The organism is Nocardiopsis sp. CNZ308 (assembly GCF_004217075.1).
Genome location: NZ_SHKJ01000001.1, coordinates 2,529,596 through 2,553,253, shown reverse-complemented (window position 1 = coordinate 2,553,253; position 23,658 = coordinate 2,529,596). Strand labels below are relative to the sequence as shown.

General features: G+C 69.5%; 17 protein-coding genes and 3 rRNA genes. 12 read left to right on the top strand and 8 right to left on the bottom strand.

Annotation, left to right across the window (positions count from 1 at the left end):
* Positions 1-519: 519 nt before the first annotated feature.
* Entirely contained in the window at positions 520-828 is a 309-nt protein-coding gene (locus EV372_RS11045) for a hypothetical protein (RefSeq protein ID WP_047869472.1), read from the top strand.
* A gap of 980 nt (positions 829-1,808) precedes the next feature.
* Here EV372_RS11045 and rrf read toward each other — a convergent pair.
* From rrf to EV372_RS11030, 3 genes are all read right to left on the bottom strand, one after another.
* Positions 1,809-1,924: ribosomal RNA gene (gene rrf, locus EV372_RS11040) — 5S ribosomal RNA — on the bottom strand.
* Between the two features lie 107 nt (positions 1,925-2,031).
* Positions 2,032-5,129: ribosomal RNA gene (locus EV372_RS11035) — 23S ribosomal RNA — on the bottom strand.
* A 332-nt stretch (positions 5,130-5,461) separates the two neighbouring features.
* Positions 5,462-6,994: ribosomal RNA gene (locus EV372_RS11030) — 16S ribosomal RNA — on the bottom strand.
* Together the 16S, 23S and 5S rRNA genes form the textbook arrangement of a ribosomal RNA operon.
* A 948-nt stretch (positions 6,995-7,942) precedes the next feature.
* Here EV372_RS11030 and EV372_RS11025 point away from each other — a divergent pair.
* The 3 genes from EV372_RS11025 to EV372_RS11015 all read left to right on the top strand — a co-directional run bounded on the left by EV372_RS11025 (position 7,943) and on the right by EV372_RS11015 (position 9,837).
* On the top strand, positions 7,943-8,563 hold the full coding sequence (locus EV372_RS11025) for a DUF6230 family protein (RefSeq protein ID WP_130395934.1): 621 nt from the start codon (positions 7,943-7,945) through the stop codon (positions 8,561-8,563).
* Positions 8,554-9,003 (top strand): DUF6114 domain-containing protein, encoded by a 450-nt coding sequence (locus EV372_RS11020; protein ID WP_255418244.1) that lies wholly within the window; start codon positions 8,554-8,556, stop codon positions 9,001-9,003. Before EV372_RS11025 ends, EV372_RS11020 begins: the two co-directional genes overlap by 10 nt.
* A 162-nt stretch (positions 9,004-9,165) precedes the next feature.
* Positions 9,166-9,837, top strand: coding sequence for a hypothetical protein (locus tag EV372_RS11015; RefSeq protein WP_130395933.1), 672 nt, complete (start codon positions 9,166-9,168; stop codon positions 9,835-9,837).
* 374 nt (positions 9,838-10,211) lie between these two features.
* Here the strand turns inward: EV372_RS11015 and EV372_RS11010 are convergent, their stop codons facing one another.
* Both EV372_RS11010 and EV372_RS11005 read right to left on the bottom strand, forming a co-directional pair.
* Positions 10,212-10,502: a hypothetical protein gene (locus EV372_RS11010; RefSeq protein ID WP_130395932.1), complete on the bottom strand. Its 291-nt coding sequence runs from the start codon at positions 10,500-10,502 to the stop codon at positions 10,212-10,214.
* Between the two features lie 68 nt (positions 10,503-10,570).
* Positions 10,571-12,154: a molybdopterin-dependent oxidoreductase gene (locus EV372_RS11005; RefSeq protein ID WP_130395931.1), complete on the bottom strand. Its 1,584-nt coding sequence runs from the start codon at positions 12,152-12,154 to the stop codon at positions 10,571-10,573.
* Between the two features lie 134 nt (positions 12,155-12,288).
* On the opposite strand from EV372_RS11005, the gene sigK reads away from it, so the two are divergent.
* The 5 genes from sigK (at position 12,289) to EV372_RS10980 (ending at position 15,803) form a co-directional block, all read left to right on the top strand.
* The gene (gene sigK / locus EV372_RS11000) at positions 12,289-12,894 is read left to right on the top strand and encodes an ECF RNA polymerase sigma factor SigK (RefSeq protein ID WP_130395930.1); all 606 of its coding nucleotides are present in this window, start codon (positions 12,289-12,291) and stop codon (positions 12,892-12,894) included.
* A complete protein-coding gene (locus tag EV372_RS10995) occupies positions 12,891-13,616 on the top strand; it encodes an anti-sigma factor (RefSeq protein ID WP_130395929.1) in 726 nt (241 codons plus the stop codon). Before sigK ends, EV372_RS10995 begins: the two co-directional genes overlap by 4 nt.
* A gap of 203 nt (positions 13,617-13,819) precedes the next feature.
* Entirely contained in the window at positions 13,820-14,314 is a 495-nt protein-coding gene (locus EV372_RS10990) for a MarR family winged helix-turn-helix transcriptional regulator (protein ID WP_013151109.1), read from the top strand.
* 207 nt (positions 14,315-14,521) lie between these two features.
* On the top strand, positions 14,522-14,755 hold the full coding sequence (locus EV372_RS10985; protein WP_130395928.1) for a hypothetical protein: 234 nt from the start codon (positions 14,522-14,524) through the stop codon (positions 14,753-14,755).
* Positions 14,756-14,960: 205 nt separating this feature from the next.
* Positions 14,961-15,803, top strand: coding sequence for an NAD(P)H-binding protein (locus tag EV372_RS10980; protein ID WP_130395927.1), 843 nt, complete (start codon positions 14,961-14,963; stop codon positions 15,801-15,803).
* Positions 15,804-15,896: 93 nt separating this feature from the next.
* On the opposite strand, the gene EV372_RS10975 is transcribed toward EV372_RS10980, so the two are convergent.
* Positions 15,897-17,753 (bottom strand): PASTA domain-containing protein, encoded by a 1,857-nt coding sequence (locus tag EV372_RS10975; protein ID WP_130395926.1) that lies wholly within the window; start codon positions 17,751-17,753, stop codon positions 15,897-15,899.
* 121 nt (positions 17,754-17,874) lie between these two features.
* Here EV372_RS10975 and EV372_RS10970 point away from each other — a divergent pair, with 121 nt between their 5' ends.
* Both EV372_RS10970 and EV372_RS10965 read left to right on the top strand, forming a co-directional pair.
* Positions 17,875-18,837, top strand: a complete 963-nt coding sequence (locus tag EV372_RS10970; protein WP_130395925.1) for an ADP-ribosylglycohydrolase family protein — start codon at positions 17,875-17,877, stop codon at positions 18,835-18,837.
* A 77-nt stretch (positions 18,838-18,914) separates the two neighbouring features.
* Complete coding sequence (locus tag EV372_RS10965) at positions 18,915-19,433, top strand: YbaK/EbsC family protein (protein ID WP_019609561.1); 519 nt, start codon at positions 18,915-18,917, stop codon at positions 19,431-19,433.
* 200 nt (positions 19,434-19,633) lie between these two features.
* Here EV372_RS10965 and EV372_RS10960 read toward each other — a convergent pair whose 3' ends face one another.
* Both EV372_RS10960 and EV372_RS10955 read right to left on the bottom strand, forming a co-directional pair.
* Positions 19,634-20,731, bottom strand: a complete 1,098-nt coding sequence (locus EV372_RS10960) for a CU044_5270 family protein (RefSeq protein ID WP_130395924.1) — start codon at positions 20,729-20,731, stop codon at positions 19,634-19,636.
* The gene (locus EV372_RS10955) at positions 20,728-21,321 is read right to left on the bottom strand and encodes an RNA polymerase sigma factor (protein ID WP_130395923.1); all 594 of its coding nucleotides are present in this window, start codon (positions 21,319-21,321) and stop codon (positions 20,728-20,730) included. Before EV372_RS10955 ends, EV372_RS10960 begins: the two co-directional genes overlap by 4 nt.
* Positions 21,322-21,579: 258 nt before the next feature.
* Here EV372_RS10955 and paaZ point away from each other — a divergent pair, with 258 nt between their 5' ends.
* Positions 21,580-23,616, top strand: coding sequence for a phenylacetic acid degradation bifunctional protein PaaZ (paaZ, locus tag EV372_RS10950; protein WP_130395922.1), 2,037 nt, complete (start codon positions 21,580-21,582; stop codon positions 23,614-23,616).
* Positions 23,617-23,658: the final 42 nt, after the last annotated feature.

Below are 23,658 nucleotides of genomic sequence, written 5' to 3'. Positions count from 1 at the left end.
AACGGGAAGTGGTGGCGAAGGTGTGGGCAGAACAGGAGCGGGGGCGAAGACGAGTGGCGGGAAGGACGTGGAAGGCTGAAGGAGGGGATGTAAGGATGTTTCTCTGGACACTTGAGAAACAGGAGCAACGGGAACAACAGGGGTAACAGTAATAACAAGCGCACCGGGCAAGCGCACCAGGAATCACATCAGCCGTCGGCTCCTGGAGCCTTCGCGAGATTCGGGTTCCCAGAAGACGGCCGAAAATCCGGGGAAGGCCGTGACCGCTGGCACCCCGGATCCGTCCGCCTGGCCCAGGGCCGCGCTCCGGCGGACCCGGCGTCCTCAGCGGAACGGCGACCTGAGAGCCGCGGCGTCCCAGAGGCGCGGTGACTCCGGGGAGCAGTGACTCCAAGGACGGGAGGGCCGCCTGCTTACCCCTGTCCTGTATGTCTCACCTTGATGCCAGCGTGGAGAAACCGCGTACGATGCTTGAGGTGCCTGCTTCGGCGGGCGTAACCATACACATAGAGGAAACCCATGAGCTACCCCATTGACGACGCCGAGCAGCTGATCGCGAACGCGGAGGCGGAGATGCCGCCGAGCACGCGCTCCCGTCTCATCGCGAAACTCCGGATGGGGAAGCACATCGACGAGGCCGCGGCCGAACTCGACGTCAGTCCGGCCCAGGTCTTCTCGACCGGCCGTATCCTCACGGCCTTCGGCGACCAGCTCGACTTCACGCTCACCGAGCAGCGCGACCCCTCCCTGCCGCACGGGACCGTCACCGGGTACAACAAGCGCTGCCGGTGCCCCGAGTGCCGGGGAGCGCTCCAGCAGCGCGTCTGAGGCACTGTCGGGGGTGTTCCGAGGCACCGCCGGGAGTGGAGAGCGGAGCCGGGGGCGAACGCCTGGCCGACGTGGTGTCGAACGGGGCGTCGGACGGCTGACCGTTCCCGCCTCGCGCCCCGGTGTCCTGCACGTCCTGTCCGCACCGCGGGGACAGCGGTCGGATACAGGTTTCGGTTTCTTTCGGCTGAGGTCGTGGGTGTGATCCGGTAGGTCCTTCAGGCGATCCGGCGGGAACCCCGAGCCTTCGAGGGCCAAGCCGACCACCTGCGCTAACGCCTCGTTAACCGAGACTTCCCGAACCAATACGGCGAACACAGGCTTATCAGCCCCGGGTTGGGGAAAATCGCAGACCATGAACGAGTACGTGGACTGGTCGGCGATGAGCGAAGAAGACTTCTTTGCGCTGCTGCGGCAGCTCATCGACATTCCGGAAGCCGACGAGGACTGACCAGAGGCTGTCCCCCGACGCGGGTCCCCCGCCCCTCTCACCCCCAGGCGCACGACGAGGCCGTCACCGCGGTGTTCAGCGTGCGCCGAGAAGGGGCCTCCGTGACTCGCGCCTCCGGGTTGCGCTCCCTGTCGTGCCTGTTGTCGGGTCCGGCGAGGAGGATGAGTACGCCCCGCGGCCGTCCGCGCCGTGACGAGAGTTCACTCCTCGCCCTGACCCGTGGTCCCGGTAGCGGAAACGTGCCGTGTCCCGCCTCCTGGGTCGCAGTGTCAGCCCGTGCGTCTCCCAGCGGGGGGACTGGTGCTGGTTGTCCACAGCGCGCAAGAGGCCCTGGCACCCCCACCCCCGCACCCGGTTCACTGGAACACAGGGGGCCCACCCAAGGACCCGCACCCCCACCCACCCCCACATTCACAAACGCACAAACAACCCCACAAAAAAAAGGGGGTGGGGAAGCCTCCCCGGCAACCCCACCCCCACACAAAAAAAGAGGGGCCGCCCCAACAGGCGACCCCCCTCTCACAAAAAACCGTGGCAGCGACCTACTCTCCCACCCCACCACAGGGCAGTACCATCAGCGCAAAGAGACTTAACGACCGGGTTCGGAAAGAGACCGGGTGTGACCCTCCAGCAATAACCACCACGGAAACCACACACCACCCACCCGACTCCACCCACCCCCACAAAGGGGCAGGGAATCACAGCGAGCAGCAAGCTCCGTGAAAAGTGTGCGCGAACATCCAATTATCTGCAGCGGACAAGCCCTCGGCCTATTAGTACCGGTCAGCTCCACCCCTCACAAGGCTTCCACACCCGGCCTATCAACCCCATCGTCTATAGGGAGCCTTACCCCCTCAAGGAGGCAGGAGACCTCATCTCAAAGCAAGCTTCCCGCTTAGATGCTTTCAGCGGTTATCCCTCCCGAACGTAGCCAACCAGCCATGCCCTTGGCAGGACAACTGGCACACCAGAGGTTCGTCCGTCCCGGTCCTCTCGTACTAGGGACAGCCCTTCTCAAGTCTCCAACGCGCACAGCGGATAGGGACCGAACTGTCTCACGACGTTCTAAACCCAGCTCGCGTGCCGCTTTAATGGGCGAACAGCCCAACCCTTGGGACCAACTCCAGCCCCAGGATGCGACGAGCCGACATCGAGGTGCCAAACCATCCCGTCGATATGGACTCTTGGGGAAGATCAGCCTGTTATCCCCGGGGTACCTTTTAGCCGTTGAGCGACACCGCTTCCACACGCCGGTGCCGGATCACTAGTCCCAGCTTTCGCTCCTGCTCGACACGTCCGTCTCACAGTCAAGCTCCCTTGTGCACTTACACTCAACACCTGATTACCAACCAGGCTGAGGGAACCTTTGGGCGCCTCCGTTACTCTTTGGGAGGCAACCGCCCCAGTTAAACTACCCACCAGACACTGTCCCCGAACCGGATCACGGTCCAAAGTTAGATGCCCGAAACAGTCAGAGTGGTATTTCACCAACGCCTCCACCGCCACTAGCGTGACAGCTTCACCGGCTCCCACCTATCCTACACAAACCATCCCAAACACCAATGTCAAGCTATAGTGAAGGTCCCGGGGTCTTTCCGTCCTGCTGCGCGAAACGAGCATCTTTACTCGTAGTGCAATTTCACCGGGCCCATGGTTGAGACAGTGGGGAAGTCGTTACGCCATTCGTGCAGGTCGGAACTTACCCGACAAGGAATTTCGCTACCTTAGGATGGTTATAGTTACCACCGCCGTTTACTGGCGCTTAGATTCCCAGCTTCGCAAGGGCGAACCCCCACTAACCAGTCCTCTTAACGTTCCAGCACCGGGCAGGCGTCAGTCCGTATACAGCGTCTTACGACTTCGCACGGACCTGTGTTTTTAATAAACAGTCGCTTCCCCCCGCTATCTGCGACCCCACCCAGCTCAGGATGCAAGATCCGTCACCAGACAGGGCTCCCCTTCTCCCAAAGTTACGGGGACAATTTGCCGAGTTCCTTAACCATGGTTCACCCGAACGCCTCGGTATTCTCTACCTGACCACCTGCGTCGGTTTAGGGTACTGGCCACACACGAACTCGCTAGAGGCTTTTCTCGACAGCATGGGATCACTCACTTCACCAAAAACGGCTCGGCATCACGTCTCAACCTTCATGGTGTGCGGATTTGCCAACACACCGGCCTACACGCTTACCCCCGGACAACCACCGCCGGGTAGAGCTACCCTCCTGCGTCACCCCATCACTTACCTACTACAAGCTCGGTTCCCAGACCAGTAAGTCAAAGCTCCCCGAAGGGACCCAAGACCACCAGCGTGGTTAGCATCACCTGATTCAGTACTGGACGCTCGTGCACGGGTACGGGAATATCAACCCGTTATCCATCGACTACGCCTGTCGGCCTCGCCTTAGGTCCAGACTCACCCTGGGCGGATTAACCTGCCCCAGGAACCCTTAGTCAATCGGCGGCAACGTTTCTCACGTTGCTATCGCTACTCATGCCTGCATTCTCACTCGCACGCCCTCCACCACACGATCACTCGGCAGCTTCACCGGACGCACGACGCTCCCCTACCAACCCAGGAATCTAGTCCTGAGCTTCACAGCTTCGGCGGTGTGCTTTAGCCCCGCTACATTATCGGCGCAGAACCACTTGACCAGTGAGCTATTACGCACTCTTTAAAGGATGGCTGCTTCTAAGCCAACCTCCTGGTTGTCTCAGCAACTCCACAACCTTTCCCACTTAGCACACGCTTAGGGGCCTTAGCTGATGATCTGGGCTGTTTCCCTCTCGACTACGAAGCTTATCCCCCGCAGTCTCACTGCCGCGCTTCACTTGACCGGCATTCGGAGTTTGTCTGACGTCAGTAACCTTGTCGGGCCCATCAGCCAAACAGTAGCTCTACCTCCAGCAAGAAACACGCGACGCTGCACCTAAATGCATTTCGGGGAGAACCAGCTATCACGGAGTTTGATTGGCCTTTCACCCCTACCCACACCTCATCCCCCAGGTTTTCAACCCTGGTGGGTTCGGGCCTCCACGAGGTCTTACCCCCGCTTCACCCTGGACATGGGTAGATCACTCCGCTTCGGGTCCACAGCATGCGACTCAAATCGCCCTATTCAGACTCGGTTTCCCTACGGCTACCCCACCCGGGTTAACCTCGCCACACACCATGACTCGCAGGCTCATTCTTCAAAAGGCACGCCATCACCAAAGACAAGCTTCAGCTCTGACGGCTTGACAGCACACGGTTTCAGGTACTATTTCACGACCCCTCACCGGGGCACTTTTCACCTTTCCCTCACGGTACTAGTGCACTATCGGTCACCAGGACGTATTTTGGCTTAGCAGGTGGTCCTGCCAGATTCACACGGACTTTCACGGGCTCCGCGCTACTCGGGAATACGTCCAACACCTAGGTTCTTCCTACACCTACGGGACTCTCACCCACTCCGGTACCGCTTCCCAACGGTTTCAGCTACAAGAACCACTCAGCGCTCTGAGTCGGCAGACCCAGACAGACGCATCCCACAACCCCGCACACGCAACGACTGCCGTCTATCACACGCCTGCGGTTTAGCCTCTTCCCCGTTCGCTCACCACTACTAGGAGAATCACTGTTGTTTACTCTTCCTGCGGGTACTGAGATGTTTCACTTCCCCGCGTCACCACCAACCACCCTATACATTCAGGTGGCGGCAACCCGACACAACTCGGGCTAGGTTTCCCCATTCGGACACCCACGGATCACAGCTCGGTTGACAGCTCCCCGTGGCCTATCGCGGCCTCCCACGTCCTTCATCGGCGCCTGGTGCCAAGGCATCCACCGTGTGCCACTATCACTTGGCCACTACAGATAATAAGATGCTCGCGCACACTATTCACAAATCAAAACACCAACCGCACACCCCGACACCACTCACACCACCAGGATCCTCGTCCTGACGACAACTGAGAGTTCTCAGAGGCGGTCCGCGGGAACCAACACCCGACCAGAACCGAAAAGGCCCCAGCCGGAGGTTGCTTCCTCAGACACCCAACAGCGCGCCCCCGGACGCTTCTAGTCGCCCGAGGTCAAGTTCAATTTGTCTTTGAGCCATCCTGGATACTGCACGCAGCACCAGGTCCACTTTCGAGTCCGGCCGGCTGTAGAAGTAATGCCGACCTGTAAAGACTCCTTAGAAAGGAGGTGATCCAGCCGCACCTTCCGGTACGGCTACCTTGTTACGACTTCGTCCCAATCGCCAGCCCCACCTTCACTCACTCCCTCCCACAAGGGGTTAGGCCGCAAGTTTCGGGTGTTGCCGACTTTCATGACGTGACGGGCGGTGTGTACAAGGCCCGGGAACGTATTCACCGCGGCGTTGCTGATCCGCGATTACTAGCGACTCCACCTTCATGGGGTCGAGTTGCAGACCCCAATCCGAACTGAGACCGGCTTTTAGGGATTCGCTCCACCTTACGGTATCGCACGCCCATTGTACCGGCCATTGTAGCATGTTTGCAGCCCAAGACATAAGGGGCATGATGACTTGACGTCATCCCCACCTTCCTCCGAGTTGACCCCGGCAGTCTCCCATGAGTCCCCACCATTACGTGCTGGCAACATGGAACAAGGGTTGCGCTCGTTGCGGGACTTAACCCAACATCTCACGACACGAGCTGACGACAGCCATGCACCACCTGTCACCCGCCAACTAAATGACCTCACATCTCTGCGAGTCCACGGGTGATGTCAAACCTTGGTAAGGTTCTTCGCGTTGCGTCGAATTAAGCAACATGCTCCGCCGCTTGTGCGGGCCCCCGTCAATTCCTTTGAGTTTTAGCCTTGCGGCCGTACTCCCCAGGCGGGGCGCTTAATGCGTTAGCTACGGCGCGGAAACCGTGGAAAGTCCCCACACCTAGCGCCCAACGTTTACGGCATGGACTACCAGGGTATCTAATCCTGTTCGCTCCCCATGCTTTCGCTCCTCAGCGTCAGGTAAGGCCCAGAGACCCGCCTTCGCCACCGGTGTTCCTCCTGATATCTGCGCATTTCACCGCTACACCAGGAATTCCAGTCTCCCCTACCTACCTCTAGCATGCCCGTATCCACTGCAGAACCGGAGTTAAGCCCCGGTCTTTCACAGCAGACGCGACACGCCGCCTACGAGCTCTTTACGCCCAATAATTCCGGACAACGCTCGGACCCTACGTATTACCGCGGCTGCTGGCACGTAGTTAGCCGGTCCTTATTCCCCACCTACCGTCAACCTCCAGAGAACTGGAAGCCTGCGTTGGTGGTAAAAGAGGTTTACAACCCGAAGGCCGTCATCCCCCACGCGGCGTCGCTGCGTCAGGCTTTCGCCCATTGCGCAATATTCCCCACTGCTGCCTCCCGCAGGAGTCTGGGCCGTGTCTCAGTCCCAGTGTGGCCGGTCGCCCTCTCAGGCCGGCTACCCGTAATCGCCTTGGTAGGCCGTTACCCCACCAACAAGCTGATAGGCCGCGAGCCCATCCCTGACCGAAAAACTTTCCACCCTCCACCATGAGGTGGCGAGTCGTATCCGGTATTAGACGGCGTTTCCACCGCTTATCCCAGAGTCAGGGGCAGGTTGCTCACGTGTTACTCACCCGTTCGCCGCTCGTGTACCCCGAAGGGCCTTACCGCTCGACTTGCATGTGTTAAGCACGCCGCCAGCGTTCGTCCTGAGCCAGGATCAAACTCTCCATAAAGGTCACTCAACCCGACCCGACCGTGAAGGTCTGGGCGGGTAAACCTAGAAGTAATCCTGACCAACCGGGTTACCCCGGCTAATCAAAGGAACCTCCGCACACGAACCGAGTGGTTCTGTGTGACGGGGCCAAAACAAACATGGCTTAAAGAAAATCAAACACGCGCTGTTGAGTTCTCAAGAAACAACCGCTCTTCGCTTACAAGCTGCTGTGAGCTTTTCCGCCGAAGGCGTTGTGCGTTTCCGCTTTGTTGTGTCTTTACTTTATCAGGTGTTCCGCGCCCCGCCAAATCGGCGGTTTGAGGTGTTTCTGATCGGGGTAAAGCCCGTTTCCTGTTCCGCTTCCGTGTTTCCTTGGAAGCGCCTCCCGAAGCCTAGCCGATGCAGAGCGGTGCTCGAACCGGTTCGGTTGAGAGGAAGGAGGGTGTCGCCGGACCCGGTCCGGTTCCGAGTCGGCCCGAGGGCCGCTCGCCGTCCCGTGGCGACTCGGAGAACACTACCCCCCTCGTGAACACCGAGCAAACCGCAGCCCACGTGTCGCCGCTCACACACCGCCTCACGCGCGCACCCGGGCGCGAGCGGCTGGGGTGGGCACCGACGACTCACCCGGTTGAGAAGGCCGGTACGGAAGAACGCTCACCGGAATGACAAAGAGCGCCCACAGCCAAATGCCGCACCTCGCCCCCGACAAGCGCATTCGCGCGTTTGCGCAGCTCAGATCGGCTGTTAACGGCTCCATGCCCGCGTTTGGCGTGAAAATCAGAAAAGGAGGGAAACTTCGGAGAAGGCCCTTGAAATCCCCTCGGATGCAATACATGATGTGCAGCGTTACCGGAACGGACTCTGGTCCGGCGCCCCGAGAGACGGGGACGACCGCGACCAGGCCGCGTGCCGAAGGTTCGGGGGGACGGCAGGCGCAGCGCGGCCATGCGCCCACGGAAGGACATGCATGGACACCACATCCCCCGACACCCCCGAGAGCCACACCAGCTGGAAGCGCTTCGCGCTCTTCTCGATCCCGGCGGGCGCGGCCGTGGGCGGCATCCTGGTCGCCATGGCCCAGGGCGCCCTCGCCGCCTCCTTCACCGTCTCCGGTCAGGACTTCAAGATCTCCGCGGAGGAGCTGGACGGCGAGGGCTTCGTCCAGTACGGCTGGCTGGACCAGACGGTCCGCGGGGAGGCCGTGCCGGTGGCCGTCGCCGGGATCCGCGAGGCCGAGATCCAGGGGCTGTGCCAGTCGGTCCTGACCGAGTTCCCCATCGTCGGGCAGATCTCGCTCCGGCTGACCGCCGGCGACCAGGGAACCCCGGTCGTCGCGGAGAACCTGGTGATCGACATGTCGCAGATGGACGGCAACGCCTCCTTCGAGGACATCGAGATCGGCCGCGACGCGGGCACCCTCGACCAGGGCCCGCAGGGGTCGCGGGGGTTCGACGACCTGTTCGGCATGCAGTCCGACACCATCGTGATCGAGGACCTGGAGCAGACGGCCAGGGCCGCCAGCGCCGGGACCTTCCGCCTCTCCGGCCTGAGCCTGGGCATCAGCATGGGGGACGACGAGTGCTTCTGAAGCCCTCGCGGAGCGCGGGTGCGCGCTGGCGCGGATGGCGCAAGCGCCGCCCCTTCGCGGGAGGGCTCCTGATGATCCTCTCCGGCGCCGTCATGGCCTCGCTCGTCGCGATGCCGGTGGAGCTGATGATCCAGACCGGTGTCGGCGGGGTCTCCTCGCTGATGTTCGGCGGCATGCTCGCCGTCCTGGGCCTGGTCACCTGGTTCACCCCGAACCAGCACGTCATCACCGGTTCGCTGGCCGGGTTCCTCGGTCTGGGCGCGCTCATCCTGTCCAACCTGGGCGGTTTGGTGGTCGGCACCCTGCTGGCGCTGGCCGGAGGCGGGCTGGCCTTCTCCTGGCGGCCGGTCGCCCGGCCGCCCCGGCGGAGGGGACGACGGCGGAGGCGCCGGGAGGAGGAGGGTGTGGAGGCCCCTCCGGACACCCGAGCCGGGGACTGAACCGGCCCCGTACCACCGGGGACACGCGCGGAGAGCGTCACGGCCCGTGTGTTCCCGGAGGCCACAGGAAAACCACGTCTACCGATTCGGCGCGTACAACCCCCCGACCCCGCCGTGCGGCGCATCCGTGTGCCGTCCGGCCGTCACACACAAGGAGTACCCATGTCGGTTCCGCGACCGATATCCCCCGCCCGCGCCCTCCTGGCGACGGCCGCGGCGGGTGTCCTGGCCCTGGCCTGGGGCGGTAGCGCCTCCGCCCAGCAGGGTCCGACCACGGTGACGCCCGCCGGGGCGGCCTTCGAGGCCGCTCTGAGCGGCAGCGCCACCTTCACCGCCGGCAGCGTCGTGGTGACCTGCGACGCGTCGTCCACCTCTCCGGGCAACGGGAACAACCTGGTTCCCGCGGCTCCCGGCAACCACAACCCCGGCGGCGCGGTCTCCTCGACCATCAACGCGCCGGACTTCACGGACTGCTCGACCAACGTCCCCTTCGTGTCCGCGACGGTCACCGTGGCCGACCCCGTGTGGGAGATGACCATGCAGCACGGGTCGCCGACCGTCGGCACCATGGTGGTCCCCGCCGGGGGCATCGTGGTGACCACGAGCGGCCTGGCCTCGTGCACCGCGACGGTCAGCCCTGACGCACCCGCCGCCATCGGCGGCACGTGGACCAACGGTTCCCCCGCCTCGACCCTGGCCTTCGACACCGCGGCCCCGGTCGAGGTGACGGGCGGGTTCGGCTGCCCGACCAGCGCGACGCAGGCCCCCTTCGAGGCGGTCTACCAGGTGACCAACGCCAACGCCCCGTCCTCGCCCATCACCGTGACCGGCTAGGTTCCGCTTTTCGCACCGGCCTCAGCTCGTGGGGGGGTCGGTTCGGGCGCCCGCGGGGTTCCGGAGGCGGGTTCGCGAGGAACGGGCGAACCCGCCGTAGGCGCCGGGGGCGCCCTTTCTCCGGGTGCCCGAACACAAGGAGGGCCGCGCCGTAGGCGTCGTTTGAGGGTGGCTGCGGGCGACGGGTGGGACGAAGCGAAGCGGAGGTCCAAAGAACACTGCCCAGCTCCCACCGACCGTGGCAGCTGCCCGGGACGCCGCGCGCGTGCGCGCGGCGTCCCCTCCTCGGGCACCCGGTGCCCGAGGAGGGCGGGCGGCCGGAAAAAGCCGACTGGTCGTCGCCCGACCCGACCGCCGCTGGAGCGGAGGGCGGCCTACATCCCGTCGTCCTCCATCTCCATGTCCTCTTGCATGGACTCCTCGGACATCTCCTCCACGGGCTCCTCCGACATCCCCTCCTCCATGGACTCGTCGGACATCTCCTCCTCCATCGGCTCCTCGGACGCCCCGTCCTCCATGGGCTCCTCCGACATCTCCTGGCTCTCCACGGTGTCGCCTTCCTCGGCGGCGCCGTCGTCGCACGCCGCGAGGCCGAAGGCCGCGACGAGGCTCAGCGCCCCGGACGCGAGAAGCCGGTCGATCCGTCCCCTGGTGATCGTGCGCATGTCGTCCTTCTCCTTCGTGGTGGGTGGACCGGGCCGGTGCGGCCCGGGGTCTGCTGCGACGGCCGGGTTCAGGCCACGGTCACGGTGACTGTGTGGTGTCCGGTCGCCCCGTCGGGAGCCACCGGAGCCCCGGCGCTGGTCTGGGTGACGCCGTCGCGGTCGGTGGCGCGAACCGAGATGCGGTACTCGCCGGGTCCGGCTTCCCAATCGAGGACCCACTGCCGCCACGTGTCGGCGCTGTCCTCCTCCGCGAGCCGGGCGGGGGTCCAAGGGCCGTCGCCGACACGCACCTCGACCCGGTCGATACCGGTGTGCTGGGCCCACGCCACCCCGGCGACCATGACGCGACCGGGCCTGAGACCGGCGCCGTCCCGGGGTGTGTCGATGCGGGACTGGGTCTTGACCGGACCGCGCTCGGACCAGCCGCGGGGCACCCAGTAGGCGTCGAAGGCGTCGAAGGTGGTCAGCTCGATGTCGGTGATCCACTTGCAGGCGGACACGTATCCGTACAGGCCGGGGACGACCATGCGGACGGGGAACCCGTGCTCGTAGGGGAGCGGGCGGCCGTTCATGCCTACGGCGAGCAGGGCCTCCCTGCCGTCCATGACGTCGGCGACGGGCGTGCCGATGGTCATCCCGTCCTGTGAGCGCGCCACGAGCTGGTCGGCCGGGCCGCCGTCCGCGGGGGAGCGGACGCCGAGTTCGGCGAGGAGGGCGGCCAGCGGCACGCCGATCCAGCGCGCGTTGCCGACGTAGGGTCCGCCGACCGGGTTGGACACACAGGCGAGGGTGATGTCGCGCTCCCTGAGCCCGGGGTGGTCCAGCAGGTCGGTGTAGGTGAACACCCGTTCCCGTCGCACCCCGAGGCCGTGGACGCGCAGGGACCACACGGCGGCGTCGACACGCGGTACCGACAGCGCGGTGTCGATCCGGTAGAAGTCGGCGTTGGGCGTGAAGAAGGGCGAGAGTCCGTCCAGCTCCAGGTCAGCGCCGTCGGGGAGCGGGGCGGCCCGGTCCGCGGGACGCGGAAGCACCACGTCCGCGGGAGTGAGCCCCGCGGTGGGGGAGGACGCGGTCAGGAGGCGGGCACCGGCCCCCGCGCCCGCGGAGGCGGCGGCCGCGGCCCCGGCGAGCAGGGCGAACCGGCGCCGATCGAATCCGGTGCCGTCCGTGGGCCCGGCGGCCGGGTGCGCGGCTCCGCCCTTGTGTGTGGCGGTGCCGACCAGCCAGAGCAGGACGGCGACGCAGACGGCGCCGCCCGCCAGGGTGGGCAGCGCGTCGAGCGGACCGCTCGCGGGACGGGTGAGCACGGCGGCCAGTCCGACGGCCGTGAAGGCGGCGACGCCGATCGGGCCGACGGCCCTGCGCCGTCCGCAGGCCGCTCCGAGGAGGGCGGCCGCCGCGGCCAGGAGCACGGCGGTCCCCAGCAGGAGGGCGGGTTTGTCCGCGGTTCCGAACGTGTCCACGGCGAACTGCTTCACGGGCGGCGGGGCCAGGTCGACGACGGCGTCCCCGACGGCCAGCAGGGGTGTGCTGCCGGGGAGGGACAGAGCCGCCGCGACGACCTCGGCCACGGCCAGCGCGGACGCCGCGGCCACGAGTCCGGCGAGGGCGGCCGGGCCCCGGCGGGTGCTGCGGGTGGTGTCGGACATGCCCCCGGTTCGGTGCCGCTCCGGGGGAGGCGACGGAAGGGCGCGTAACGGGTTCATAACGTCCGCCAGGCTGGGGTCTCCGGGCCTTCTCCGGCGCCGAATGCGGGGGGACTGCGGGAAAGAGGTGGTGGCCGATGGAGCGCACGGCCGAGTGGGGACGGGGGGAGCCCGATCTCCCCGACGGCGCGGAGGGCGATCCCCTGGCACGCCTCCTCCAGCGGACCGCGACGGGTGATCTCGCGGCGTTCGAGGGGGTCTACCGGGAACTGTCGGGACGCGTGTTCGGGATCGCCCGGCGGGTGGTGCTGGACGAGGCCCAGGCGGAGGAGGTCTGTCAGGAGGTGTTCCTGGAGGTCTGGCGGACCTGCTCCCGCTACGACCGGTCGCGGGGGAGCGTGGCCGCGTGGGTCCTGACCATCGCGCACCGGCGGGCCGTGGACCGGGTGCGCTCGGAGCAGGCGGCGTCGTCCCGGCTCACCGCGGCCGGGCGCCTGGAGTCCGGGGCGACGTCCCCGGACGCGGTGCCCGACCAGGTCGAGCACCGTCTGGAGCGGGAGAGGGTGCGCAGGTGCCTGCGCGGGCTCACCGAGGCCCAGCGCGAGGCGGTTCGGCTCACGTACTACACGGGATACACGCAGCGGCAGGCCGCCGACCTGTTGGAGGTTCCGTTGACCACGGTGAAGGGAAGGCTGCGTGACGGCCTGATCCGGCTGCGCGACTGCCTGGGGGTGGGCGTGTGAACGAGGCGGACGTGCACGGGCTGACGGCGGGGTACGCCGTCGACGCCCTGGAGCGCGAGGAGGCCGAGGCCGCCGAGCGGCACTTGGCCGGATGCCAGGACTGCCGCCGCGACCTGGCGGACTTCCGGGAGACCGCGGTGCACCTGGCCGGTGCCGAGACGCGGGAGCCGCGTCCGGGGGTGTGGGAGGCGATCCGCGCGGACGCCCTGCGGACCCGTCAGCTGCCGCCCCCGGCGGAGCGGCCCGCAGGCGCACGGGCCGTGTCGCCCCTTGGTCGGTCCCGCTGGCTCCCGTGGGCTCTGGCGGCGGCGTGCGCTCTGGTCGCGGTGGTGCTGGCGGGGTCCCTGGTGTCCGTGAGTCAGCGGTTGGACTCCCAGACCCGGCACGCCGCGGAGTTGGAGGCGCTTCTCGCGGCCTCCGACACGAACATACTGGAGGCTCCGCTCGGGGACGCGCGGGCCACGGTCTTCGCCTCCTACGAGAGGGACGCGGCGGTGCTGGTGGTGGAGGGGCTGCCGTCGGCTCCGCCCGGGATGACCTACCGGATGTGGTGGGCGGACGGGAGCGGTGTGCGTCCCGCGGGCGGGCTGGAGCCGTCGGCGGAGGGCAGGCACGCGGGGATGGCCAACGACATGGGGAGGCCGGACGAGTTGCGCGTGTCGTTGGAGGCGGACGCGGGGAGCGCGGAGCCGACCGGTGAGCAGATGGTCATCGACATGTGAACCGGGCGGGCCGGCTCCCGTGTCCCCCTCTCCGGCCGGGCCCGTGCGCACCGGGCGGGCGACGGCGGGGTCCCCGGCGCGCGGCACCGGCGCCCCTTTCGACCTGCGACGACCCCGTGCGCCACACGTGGGGGACTCGGTACCATTTTTCTTTGTACGCAAGGTAATTGCGGGCTTTGGAAATCGGGCGCCGGGTAACTACGATGGTGGCGATGGCCGACCGAACCCCCGCCCCCGCGGGCGGCTTCTCCCTTCCCGCAGTAGACGAGCAGATGTGCTTCGCCCTCTACGCGGCGTCGCGTGCGGTCACCAACCTGTACCGGCCCCTGCTGGAGCCGTTGGGGCTGACCTATCCCCAGTACCTGGTGATGATGCTCCTCTGGGAGCGCGGCGAGTGCTGGGTGAAGGACTTCGGCTCCGTGCTCCAGCTGGACTACGGAACCCTCACGCCGCTGCTCAAGCGGCTGGAGGCCCGGGGACTGCTGGTCCGGGGGCGTGATCCGCGGGACGAGCGCTCCGTCCTCGTCGCCCTCACCGAGGAGGGCGGGCGGCTCAGGGCGCGCGCCGAGGGGATCCCGGAGGCGATCGGGAGGGTCATCGACCTCCCCGAGGAGGAGTTCGAGGCCACCAGGCTGGCACTGCGCCGCCTGACCGCGAACGTTCTCGCGGGACAGGCCCAGCTGCCCGAGGGCGGCTGAGGCGCGACGGACTCCGTCCGCCGCGTCCGCCGTCGGGGGACGACGGACGGCAGCGGCGGGCGGTGGGGACGGACACCACGGGGGTCGTGTCCGTCCTCCGGAGCACGGGCGGGTCGCGGTCGCGGCCCGCCCGTATCCGTTGTCGGCCCGGGGGAGTGTTCGCCGTTCCACCCGAGGGGGGACCGCCGCGGGGCTAGGGTTGTGGACATGTCGATCTGGGCGTCAGACAACCGCAGTGGGCAGGTCCGCGAGGCACTGACCATGCTCCTGTCCCAGGGAGTGATTGACGACTTCCGCATCCGGCCGGACGAGGAGTTCCCCTTCCGGGTGACCGTCCCGGCCGGGGTGGTCCCGATGACCGAGCACCAGGCCGCGCACTTCGCGCTGGGCGCGGCGGTGAGCCACTTCGGGCGCCTGGCGCGCGGCGGGAACGGGGCCTAGCAGGCTCCGGGCGTGTGCTCCCAGTGACCCGGTGAGGGCTCGGCGAGCGACGTGGTGACGAAGACGTTCCACAGGCCGACCGTCCGACCGCACGCCCCTCCCCTTGACCTCAATATTTATTGAGGAACAAGAGTGGTCTCCGGGCGTCGCACCGGCGCCCGCCCGGACCGGGGTCCGGGCCGTCGTAGCGAACGGGAGAAGAACCATGGCCGAGAAGATCCTGGTCACCGGCGCCACCGGCAACACCGGCCGCCACGTGGTGGCGGGGCTGCTCGCGGAGGGGGTTCCCGTGCGGGCGCTCGTGCGGGACCCGGGGAGGGCGCGGCTGCCCGAGGGGGTCGAGGTCGTCGGGGGCGACATCACCGACCCCGGGGCCGTGTCCGCCGCCGCCGAGGGCACCGCGGGGGCGTACCTGCTCTGGCCGGGGTACGGCACGGAGGGGATCGAGGAGACGGTGGCGGCCCTGACCGGGCACATGCGCCGGGTCGTCTACTTCTCGGCGGTCGCGGCCGGGGAGGACGCCGACAGCGTGTGGGGGCGGGTGGAGAGTGCCGTGCGCGCCTCCGGGCGGGAGTGGACCTTCCTGCGCGTCACGGGGATGGCCGCCAACACCCTGGACTGGGCCGAACGGGTCCGCGCCGGCACGGTCCGCGCCCCCTACGGCCTGGCCTCGCGCTCGCTGGTCCACGAGCGCGACGTCGCGGCGGTCGCGGTGCGGGCCCTGCTGGACGGGGGGCACGCGGGCAGGGCCTACACGGTGACCGGACCCGAGTCGCTGACCCAGGCGGAACAGGTGCGGATCCTCGGGGAGGAGACAGGGCTGCCGGTGCGCTGGGAGGAGCAGCCCGAGGAGGAGGCCCGCGCGGAGATCGCCGAGAGCATGGGCGCCGAATTCGCCACCGCCGGGCTCGCCTACTGGGCCTCCCTCGTCGACACCCCCGAGCCGGTCTCGGGGGACGTCGAGGCGGTCACCGGCCGACCCGCGCTGAGCTTCCGGGCGTGGGCGCGCGAGCGCGCCGCGCACTTCACCGCGGGCGCGTCGGCCTGACCCCCGGGCCCCGCACCCGGCACGCGTCGCGCCGGGCGGTCCGGTGACGACCGCCGGGTCCGGGAAGGCACCGGCACGGAACGGCGGCGCTCCTCAGCAGGAGCCCTTGTCCTCCCACACGCCCCACTGGTCGCCGCTCGGCGGGTAGCCCTGGATCCACCAGCGCGCCTCGTACTCGCGGCCATCGTGCTGGACACGGTCGCCGGTGTCGTACACGGTGCCCTCGTTCCACTGCGGGGCGTCGCAGGAGCCGCCGCCGTCCCCGCGCCCGCGGTCGTCGTCGTCATCGCCCCGGCCGCCCCGGCCGCCCTGGTCGCCCCGGCCGTCCTGCTCCCCCTCGTCCGCGCGGGGGTCGTCCTCGTCGGAGGGGGAGGCCTCCTCCTCGGACTCCTCCTCTTCCTCCTCCGGTTCGGGGCCGAGGGAGACGGTGAGGGAGACCGCGGCCTCCTCCGGCAGGATCGTGCCGGGTTCGGGAGTCTGCCCGCTGACCTCGCCGACGGGCGCGGTGTCGTGGTGCTCCTCGGTGACCTGCACGACCAGGCCGAGTCCGGCCAGGGCGGTCGCGGCCTCCTCCTGGCCCATGCCGATCAGCGCGGGGACGATGACGCCCTCGCTCACGCTGAGCACGACCGGCTCCTCGCGGTCGCCCTCCTCGCCCGCCGCGGGCTCGGTGGACAGGACGGTGCCCGGGGGCTGGTCGGGGGAGTGCTCCTGGACGATCTCGATACCGGTGAACCCGGCCTGGCGCAGGGTCTCGCGCGCCTCGTTCTCGGTGCCGCCGACCACGTCGGGGACCTCGGAGTGCCGCGGCCCGGTGGAGACGTGCAGCAGGACCTCGGCCCCCCGCGCCACGTCGCTGCCGGGCGCGGGCGTGCTGTCGGCGACCGCCCCGGCGCCGACGGTGTCGCTGTAGGCCTCCTCGAAGCGCACGGCCAGGTCCATCTCCAGCCCGGCCAGCCGCTCCTCGGCCTGCTCGCTGGAGGCGCCCACGAGGTCGGGCAGCGCGACGCGGTCGTCCGGGACCAGCGCCCACCCGGCCGCGAACAGGACCAGGACCAGCACGCCCGCGGTGACCAGCACGGGGACGCGCCGCCACAGCGGGACCGGCGCGGCGTGCTCCTCCCCGCGCTCCGGCGGTGCGTCGGTGACCACGGGGATGGGCCGGGTGTCGACGTCGGCGGGGTTCACCGGGGCCCCGGACAGCGACCGCAGCACCTGTTCGACCACGGTGAGGTACTGGCCCGCGTCGCGCGGGCGGTAGCGCGGATTGGGGTCGGTGGCGTTGGCGACCAGCATGTCCAGGTCGGACGGCAGGCCGGGGACGACGGCCGAGGGCCGCAGCGGACGGGCCTCCGGGTCCGCGGGCACGCCGGTCAACAGCGTGTACAGGAGCCGCCCGACGGCGTGCACGTCGGTACGGGTCTCGGGACCTGCGTCCTCCTCGGCGTCGAAGAGCAGGGGGAAACCGGTGACCCGCACTCCTCCCTCACCGTCCACCACGACCGTGTGGGGGTCGAGCGCGCCGTGCACGACGCCCGCGCCGTGGGCGGCGTCGAGCGCGGTGAGCGTCCCGGCCGCGATGGCCAGCGCCGCCTGCACCGGGTAGCGCAGCCCGCCGCCGCCCTCGCCCAGCGCCTCCGCGAGGGTGTGTCCTGACAGGTACTCGCCGACCGCGTACACGTGCTCGCCGTCGCGGCCGTGGCCGAGGACCCGGGCGATCCCCGGGTGGGACAGGCCCTCCAGGGTCTGGGCGCGGTCCAGGAACGCGTGCACGGCGCCGTGGTCGCCCACCAGCCAGGGGTGCAGCACGGTGACCGTGACGGTCTGGTCGCCGCCGAGGTCGTGTGCGACGTGGACGGTTCCCGAGGCGCCGCTGCGCAGCCGCTTTCCGAGGATGTAGCGCTCGTGCAGCGTGATGCCGAAGAGGGGATCGGGAGTGGGGGTCTCCATGACCCGGATTCTATTCCCCCACACCCTTCCGAATCCCACGTTCCCGGGTCGTATGCGGACATGCGCCGAACAGTAGGGTCGACTCGCAGCACCCCTGGTACCGAAACGTTGTGAGGCCCCTGTGAACCTCCCCTCCCCCGGAACCCGCGAGGACCGCGCGGCGGGCGTCCTGCTCGGCGCCGCGTGCGGCGACGCCCTGGGCGTTCCCTACGAGTTCGGTCCGCCGCTCCCGGAGGACCGGATCCCGGAGATGGTCGGCGGCGGCCTGGGCCCCTACGCCCCGGGCGAGTACTCCGACGACACCCAGATGGCCGTGTGCATCGCCGAGGCCCTGCGCGAGCACGACGACCCGCTGTCGGCGGAGGCGCTGCGGCACACCGCGGACGCCTTCCTGCGCTGGAGGAACGAGGGCGCCACCGACATCGGCAACCAGACGGCGTGGGTGATGGGACGCGCCGGGCACGCCTACCGGAGTCCGGAGGTGGCCGAGGTGATGGAGCGGGCGGCGGCGGAGCGCTTCGCCGAGGGGGTGCCGAGCGCGGGCAACGGGTCGCTCATGCGCACGGGGCCGCTGGCCCTGGCCTACCCGGACGACCCGGAGGGCCTGGCCGCGGCGGCCGACCGCTACAGCCGCCTCACCCACGGCGACCCGCTGGCCTCCGAGGCCTGTGTGCTGTGGTGCGAGGGGATCCGGCACGCGGTCGCGCACGGCGGCCTGGCGGGCGTGCGCGCGGGTCTGGAACTGCTGCCGCCCGGACGGCGCGGAGCGTGGACGGCGTGGCTGGACGAGGCCGAGGAGCGCCCGCCACGGGCCTTCAGTCCCAACGGGTTCGTGGTCACCGCCCTCCAGGCGGCGTGGTCTTCCGTGGTGCGCGAGCCGGACGGGTTCGCCCCGGCGCTGCGGGCCGCCGTGCGCGCGGGCGACGACACCGACACCGTGGCCGCGATCGCCGGGGCGCTGCTCGGCGCCCGGTGGGGCGCGGGCGCGATCCCGGGGGAGTACCTGGAGGCGGTGCACGGGTGGCCCGGCTACCGGGCCGGGGACCTGGCCGAACTGGCGCTGCGGATCGCCGGGCGCCGCTGAGACGGCGGTTAGCCTGGCGGTGTCCCCTCGTCGGAGGCCCCCTCCGAACGACCTTCACGACGACATCGAGGTGTGCCATGTCCGATGGACTGAACTGGGTACGTGCGGACGAGCACCCGGAGCTGCTGGCCGACCCGGTCCTGGCCGCGGTGCGCGGCCGTGAGGACGCGCGGGTGGCGCCGATCGACCCGGAGCTCGCGGACACGGCGCAGTTCTGCGAACGGTACGGGATGCCCCTGGCGACCAGCGCGAACTGCGTGGTGGTCGCGGCCAGGCGCGGCGGCGAGGTGTCCTACGCGGCGTGCATGGTGCTGGCCACCCAGCGCGCCGACGTCAACGGGGTCGTCCGCCGCCGCCTCGGCGCCCGCAAGATCTCGTTCGCGCCGATGGACGAGGCCACCGGGCTGACCGGGATGGAGTACGGCGGCATCACGCCGCTCGGCCTGCCGCAGGGGTGGCCGGTCCTGGTGGACGAGGCGGTCGCCGCCGAGGCCGAGGTCGTGGTGGGCAGCGGGGTGCGCCGCTCCAAGCTGCTGGTGCCCGGCAAGCTGCTCGCGGACCTGCCCGGCGCCGAGGTCCTGGCGCTGACCAGGTAAGGGGGCGACCACGCGGCCGGGCGGGGCGCCCGGCCGCGTGTCGACACGTCCACCTGCGGACTCGTCGCCTTGCGGGTACGAATGTCGACAAATCGACGTGTGGTTTCGGCGCGCTCCGCCCCGGTTTGCGGCTGGTTCCGTGCCGCCACCGGGCGGTGTGCCTCCGGTACCGGCCCCGGTGTCAGGAAGCGCCCCGGAGGTCAGGGGGTGTCGCCGACCTCCGCCACCCAGGCGGACTCCACCAGCACGGTGTAGTTGTTCACCCTCGGCAGCCCGTCCTCCCCGGGCGACTCCACGGCGACCGTCTCGTGGTAGAGCGGCGCGCCCGTGTCGGCGTCGAACATGATCCGGCGCTCCAGGACGGTGCCGTCCCCCGCGTCCTCCTCGACCAGGAACAGCTCGCCCTCGCGCCCCTCTCGGTCCCGGGCCGTGCCCGCGTACAGCACGTCCTCCTGCCCGGCGAGCGCGCGCAGCGCGGCGGCCTGCACGTCGGGGCCGACCGGGGCCTCCTCGTACAGCAGCTGGAGGGCGTACACGATCCCGACCGCGGGGGAGGGGTCCTGTGTGGCCCCTGAGTCCCGGCCGCCGACCGCCAGGAGCTGCTCCGCGAGCCGGTCCGGGTCGGTGGAGAGGCCGCCGGGCTCCAAGGTGAAGAACATGCCGTTCCCGCCCTCGCCGCCGCCCCACTCGAACTCCTCGGGTCCGCTCTCGAAGAGCCACCTGACCGGGCCGGGGTCGCCGCCCCCGTGCTCGGGGAGGCTCGGGACGGAGACGCTGCGTCCGGACTCGTGCGGGGTGCGCCAGACCTGCTCGCTCGTCGGGAGGACCCCCCAGCCCGCCTCGCCGGTGTCGGCGTTCTGGGAGTAGGTGAGGGTCCACTCCGCGGTGCGCACGTAGGCGACGTCGCCCCCGGCGGGCGGCGGGGGCTGCTCCCCGGCGGACTCCGCCAGGGCGAGGAGGTGCTCGCGGCCCGCGGACAGGTCGGCGGCCAGGGGGACCTCCAGCGGGGTGGGGGGCGGACCGGCGTACGCGGGCTGGGCGGCGTTCCAGCCCAGGGAGCCGAGCACGGCCACGGCGGTGAGCGCGGCGGCGGCGCCCAGCGCCAGCCGCGGGGCGAGGCGCCGGGGGGGCAGGCCGCGGACCCGGCGGCGGTCGCCCGAGGCGACCGCCTCGATCCGGGCGAGGTCGCGGGCGACGGGGTCGGGGCGGACGGAGGCCGCGGGGTCGTGCGCGGCGAGCATCCTCCGCACGGCGTCGGTGTCGCCGCGCGAGCCGCGGCTGGCGGGGTTACGGTTCACTTCTCCTCCACGGGAACTCGGACGTGCGCGGGGCCCGGCGTCGCCGGGCGCGGTGGGGACTGGTCCCGGTCGGCCGGGGGCGAGGAGTCCAGGAAGCGCTCGATCCGGCGGCGGGCCCGGTGCAGGCGCACGCGGGCGGTGGCGGTGGTGCAGCCCAGGACCCGGGCCGCCTCGGCCAGTTCCAGGCCCTCCCAGGCCAGGAGCATCACCAGTTCGCGGTCGGTGGCGCTGAGCCTGCCCAGGGCGCGCAGCGCGGTGTCGCGCTCCTCCACCTGGCGGACGGTGTCGGCCGTGCCGGGGACACCGGCGTCGGCCTCGGCGCTGAGCACCTCGCCGCGGCGGCGCTCGCCGCGCAGCCGGGCCCGGATGACGTTGCGCGCCACCCCGTAGAGCCAGGGCAGGGGCTGGTCCTTGGGCAGGTGGTCGTACCTGCGCCAGGCGACGCCGAAGGTCTCGGCGGCGACGTCGTCCGCGCGGTCCGCGCCCAGGCGGCGCACGGCGTAGCGGTACACGTCGCCGTGGTGGCGCTCGAAGAACCGGGTGAACTCGCTCTTCGCGGGTTCCTCCGTGTCCGTGTCCTCACTGCTCATCGGCTTCCCTCCGTGCGTTCTCACCCCCTTCTGTCCGGCGGGGCTCCCGTGTTACGGCGTCGGCACCGATTTTCCGCGCGCGGGCGCGCGGGTTCTCCCACGGGCGGGCCGGGGATCCGGGCCGACCCCCGCCCGGACCTGTGGAAAACGGGAAGAAGAGCAGGTGGGAAGTGGCGCGGCTTCTCTGGGACTATTTACTGACCGATCGGTCTGTAATACTGTTCGCCAGAGAGCACAGCCCGAGGAGAGGACCGTCCGGTGCCCGAAACACTCCAGAGCTACGCGCGGGGAGCATGGTTCACCCCCGCGGACGAGGGCGCGCCCCTGGCCGACGCGAACACCGGGGAGACCGTCGCCCGGATCTCGTCCGGCGGCCCCGACGTCGCGGGGATGGTCGACCACGCGCGGACCGTCGGCGGACCCGCGCTGCGCGCGCTCACCTTCCACCAGCGCGCGAACATCCTCAAGGAGGTCGCCAAGCACCTGACGGAGTACAAGGAGGAGTTCTACGCCCTCTCCCACCGGACCGGCGCGACCGCCCGGGACACCGCCGTGGACGTGGACGGCGGTTTCGGCACGCTCTTCAGCTTCTCCAGCAAGGGCCGCCGCGAGCTGCCCAACTCCACCGTCATCCTGGACGGGCCCCTGGAGCCGCTCGGCAGGCAGGGCACGTTCGTGGGCCAGCACGTGTACACGTCCCGCCCGGGCGTGGCCGTGCAGATCAACGCCTTCAACTTCCCGGTGTGGGGCATGCTGGAGAAGTTCGCCCCCGCCTTCCTCGCGGGGATGCCCAGCATCGTCAAGCCCGCCGGGCAGACCGCCTACCTCACCGTCGCGGTCGTGCGGCGCATGGTCGAGTCGGGCCTGCTGCCCGAGGGCTCCCTCCAGCTCCTCGTCGGCAGCCACCGGGGCCTGCTCGACGCCCTGGGCCCGCAGGACATCGTGGGCTTCACGGGGTCCGCCGCCACCGGCGCCATCCTGCGCAACCACCCCAACGTGGTCAGCGGAGGCGTGCAGCTCAACGTCGAGGCCGACTCCCTCAACTGCTCGATCCTCGGCCCGGACGTGACCGAGGAGGACCCCGAGTTCGACCTGTACGTCAAGCAGGTCGTCACCGAGATGACCGTCAAGGCCGGGCAGAAGTGCACCGCCATCCGCCGCGTCATCGTGCCCGCGTCGATGGCGGAGGCCGTCACCGGGGCCCTGACCGAACGCCTGGCCAGGGTGGTGGTCGGCGCGGCCGACAACCCGGACGCGCGGATGGGCGCCCTGGTCTCGCTCGACCAGCGCGAGGAGGTCCGCAAGGCGGTCAAGGCCCTGCGCGCCACCAGCGAGCTCGTCTACGGCGACCCGGAGAGCGTGGAGGTCGCCGGGGCCGACGACGAGTCGGGCGCGTTCATGTCCCCGATCCTGCTGCGCGCCGAGCCCGGCGCCCGGGAGCCGCACGAGGTGGAGGCGTTCGGCCCCGTCAGCACCGTGATCACCTACGACGGCGTCGCCGAGGCCGTGGAGCTGGCCGCCCGGGGCAGCGGCAGCCTGGTGGGTTCGCTCGTCACCCGCGACCCGGACGTGGCGCGCGAGGTCGTCCTGGGGCTGGCGCCCTGGCACGGGCGCATCCTGGTGCTCAACCGCGACGACGCCAAGGAGTCCACCGGCCACGGCTCCCCGCTGCCCGTGCTGGTGCACGGCGGACCCGGCCGCGCGGGCGGCGGCGAGGAGATGGGCGGCGTGCGCGGCGTCAAGCACCACATGCAGCGCACCGCCGTGCAGGCCCCGCCGGACATGGTCACCGCGATCACCGGCCACTGGACCACCGGCTCCGAGCGGACCGTGGGCGACGTGCACCCCTTCCGCAAGGACCTGTCGCAGCTGCGGATCGGCGACACGATCCGGTCGGCGGAGCGCACCGTCACCCGGGCGGACATCGACCACTTCGCCGAGTTCACCGGCGACACGTTCTACGCGCACACCGACGAGGAGGCCGCCGCCGCCAACCCGCTGTTCGGCGGGATCGTGGCGCACGGCTACCTGGTGGTGTCGCTGGCGGCGGGCCTGTTCGTGGACCCGGCCCCGGGCCCGGTGCTCGCCAACTTCGGCGTGGACAACCTGCGCTTCCTCACCCCGGTGAAGGAGGACGCCACGATCCGGGTGACGCTGACCGCCAAGCAGATCACCCCGCGCACGAACGCCGACTACGGCGAGGTGCGCTGGGACGCCCTGGTCACCGACCAGGACGGCGAGGCCGTGGCCACCTACGACGTGCTCACGCTGGTCGCCAAGGGCGGGGAGGGGTAGGCGCGCCGGCGCTCCCGCCCGCGGACGCGTCCGCGGGCGGGA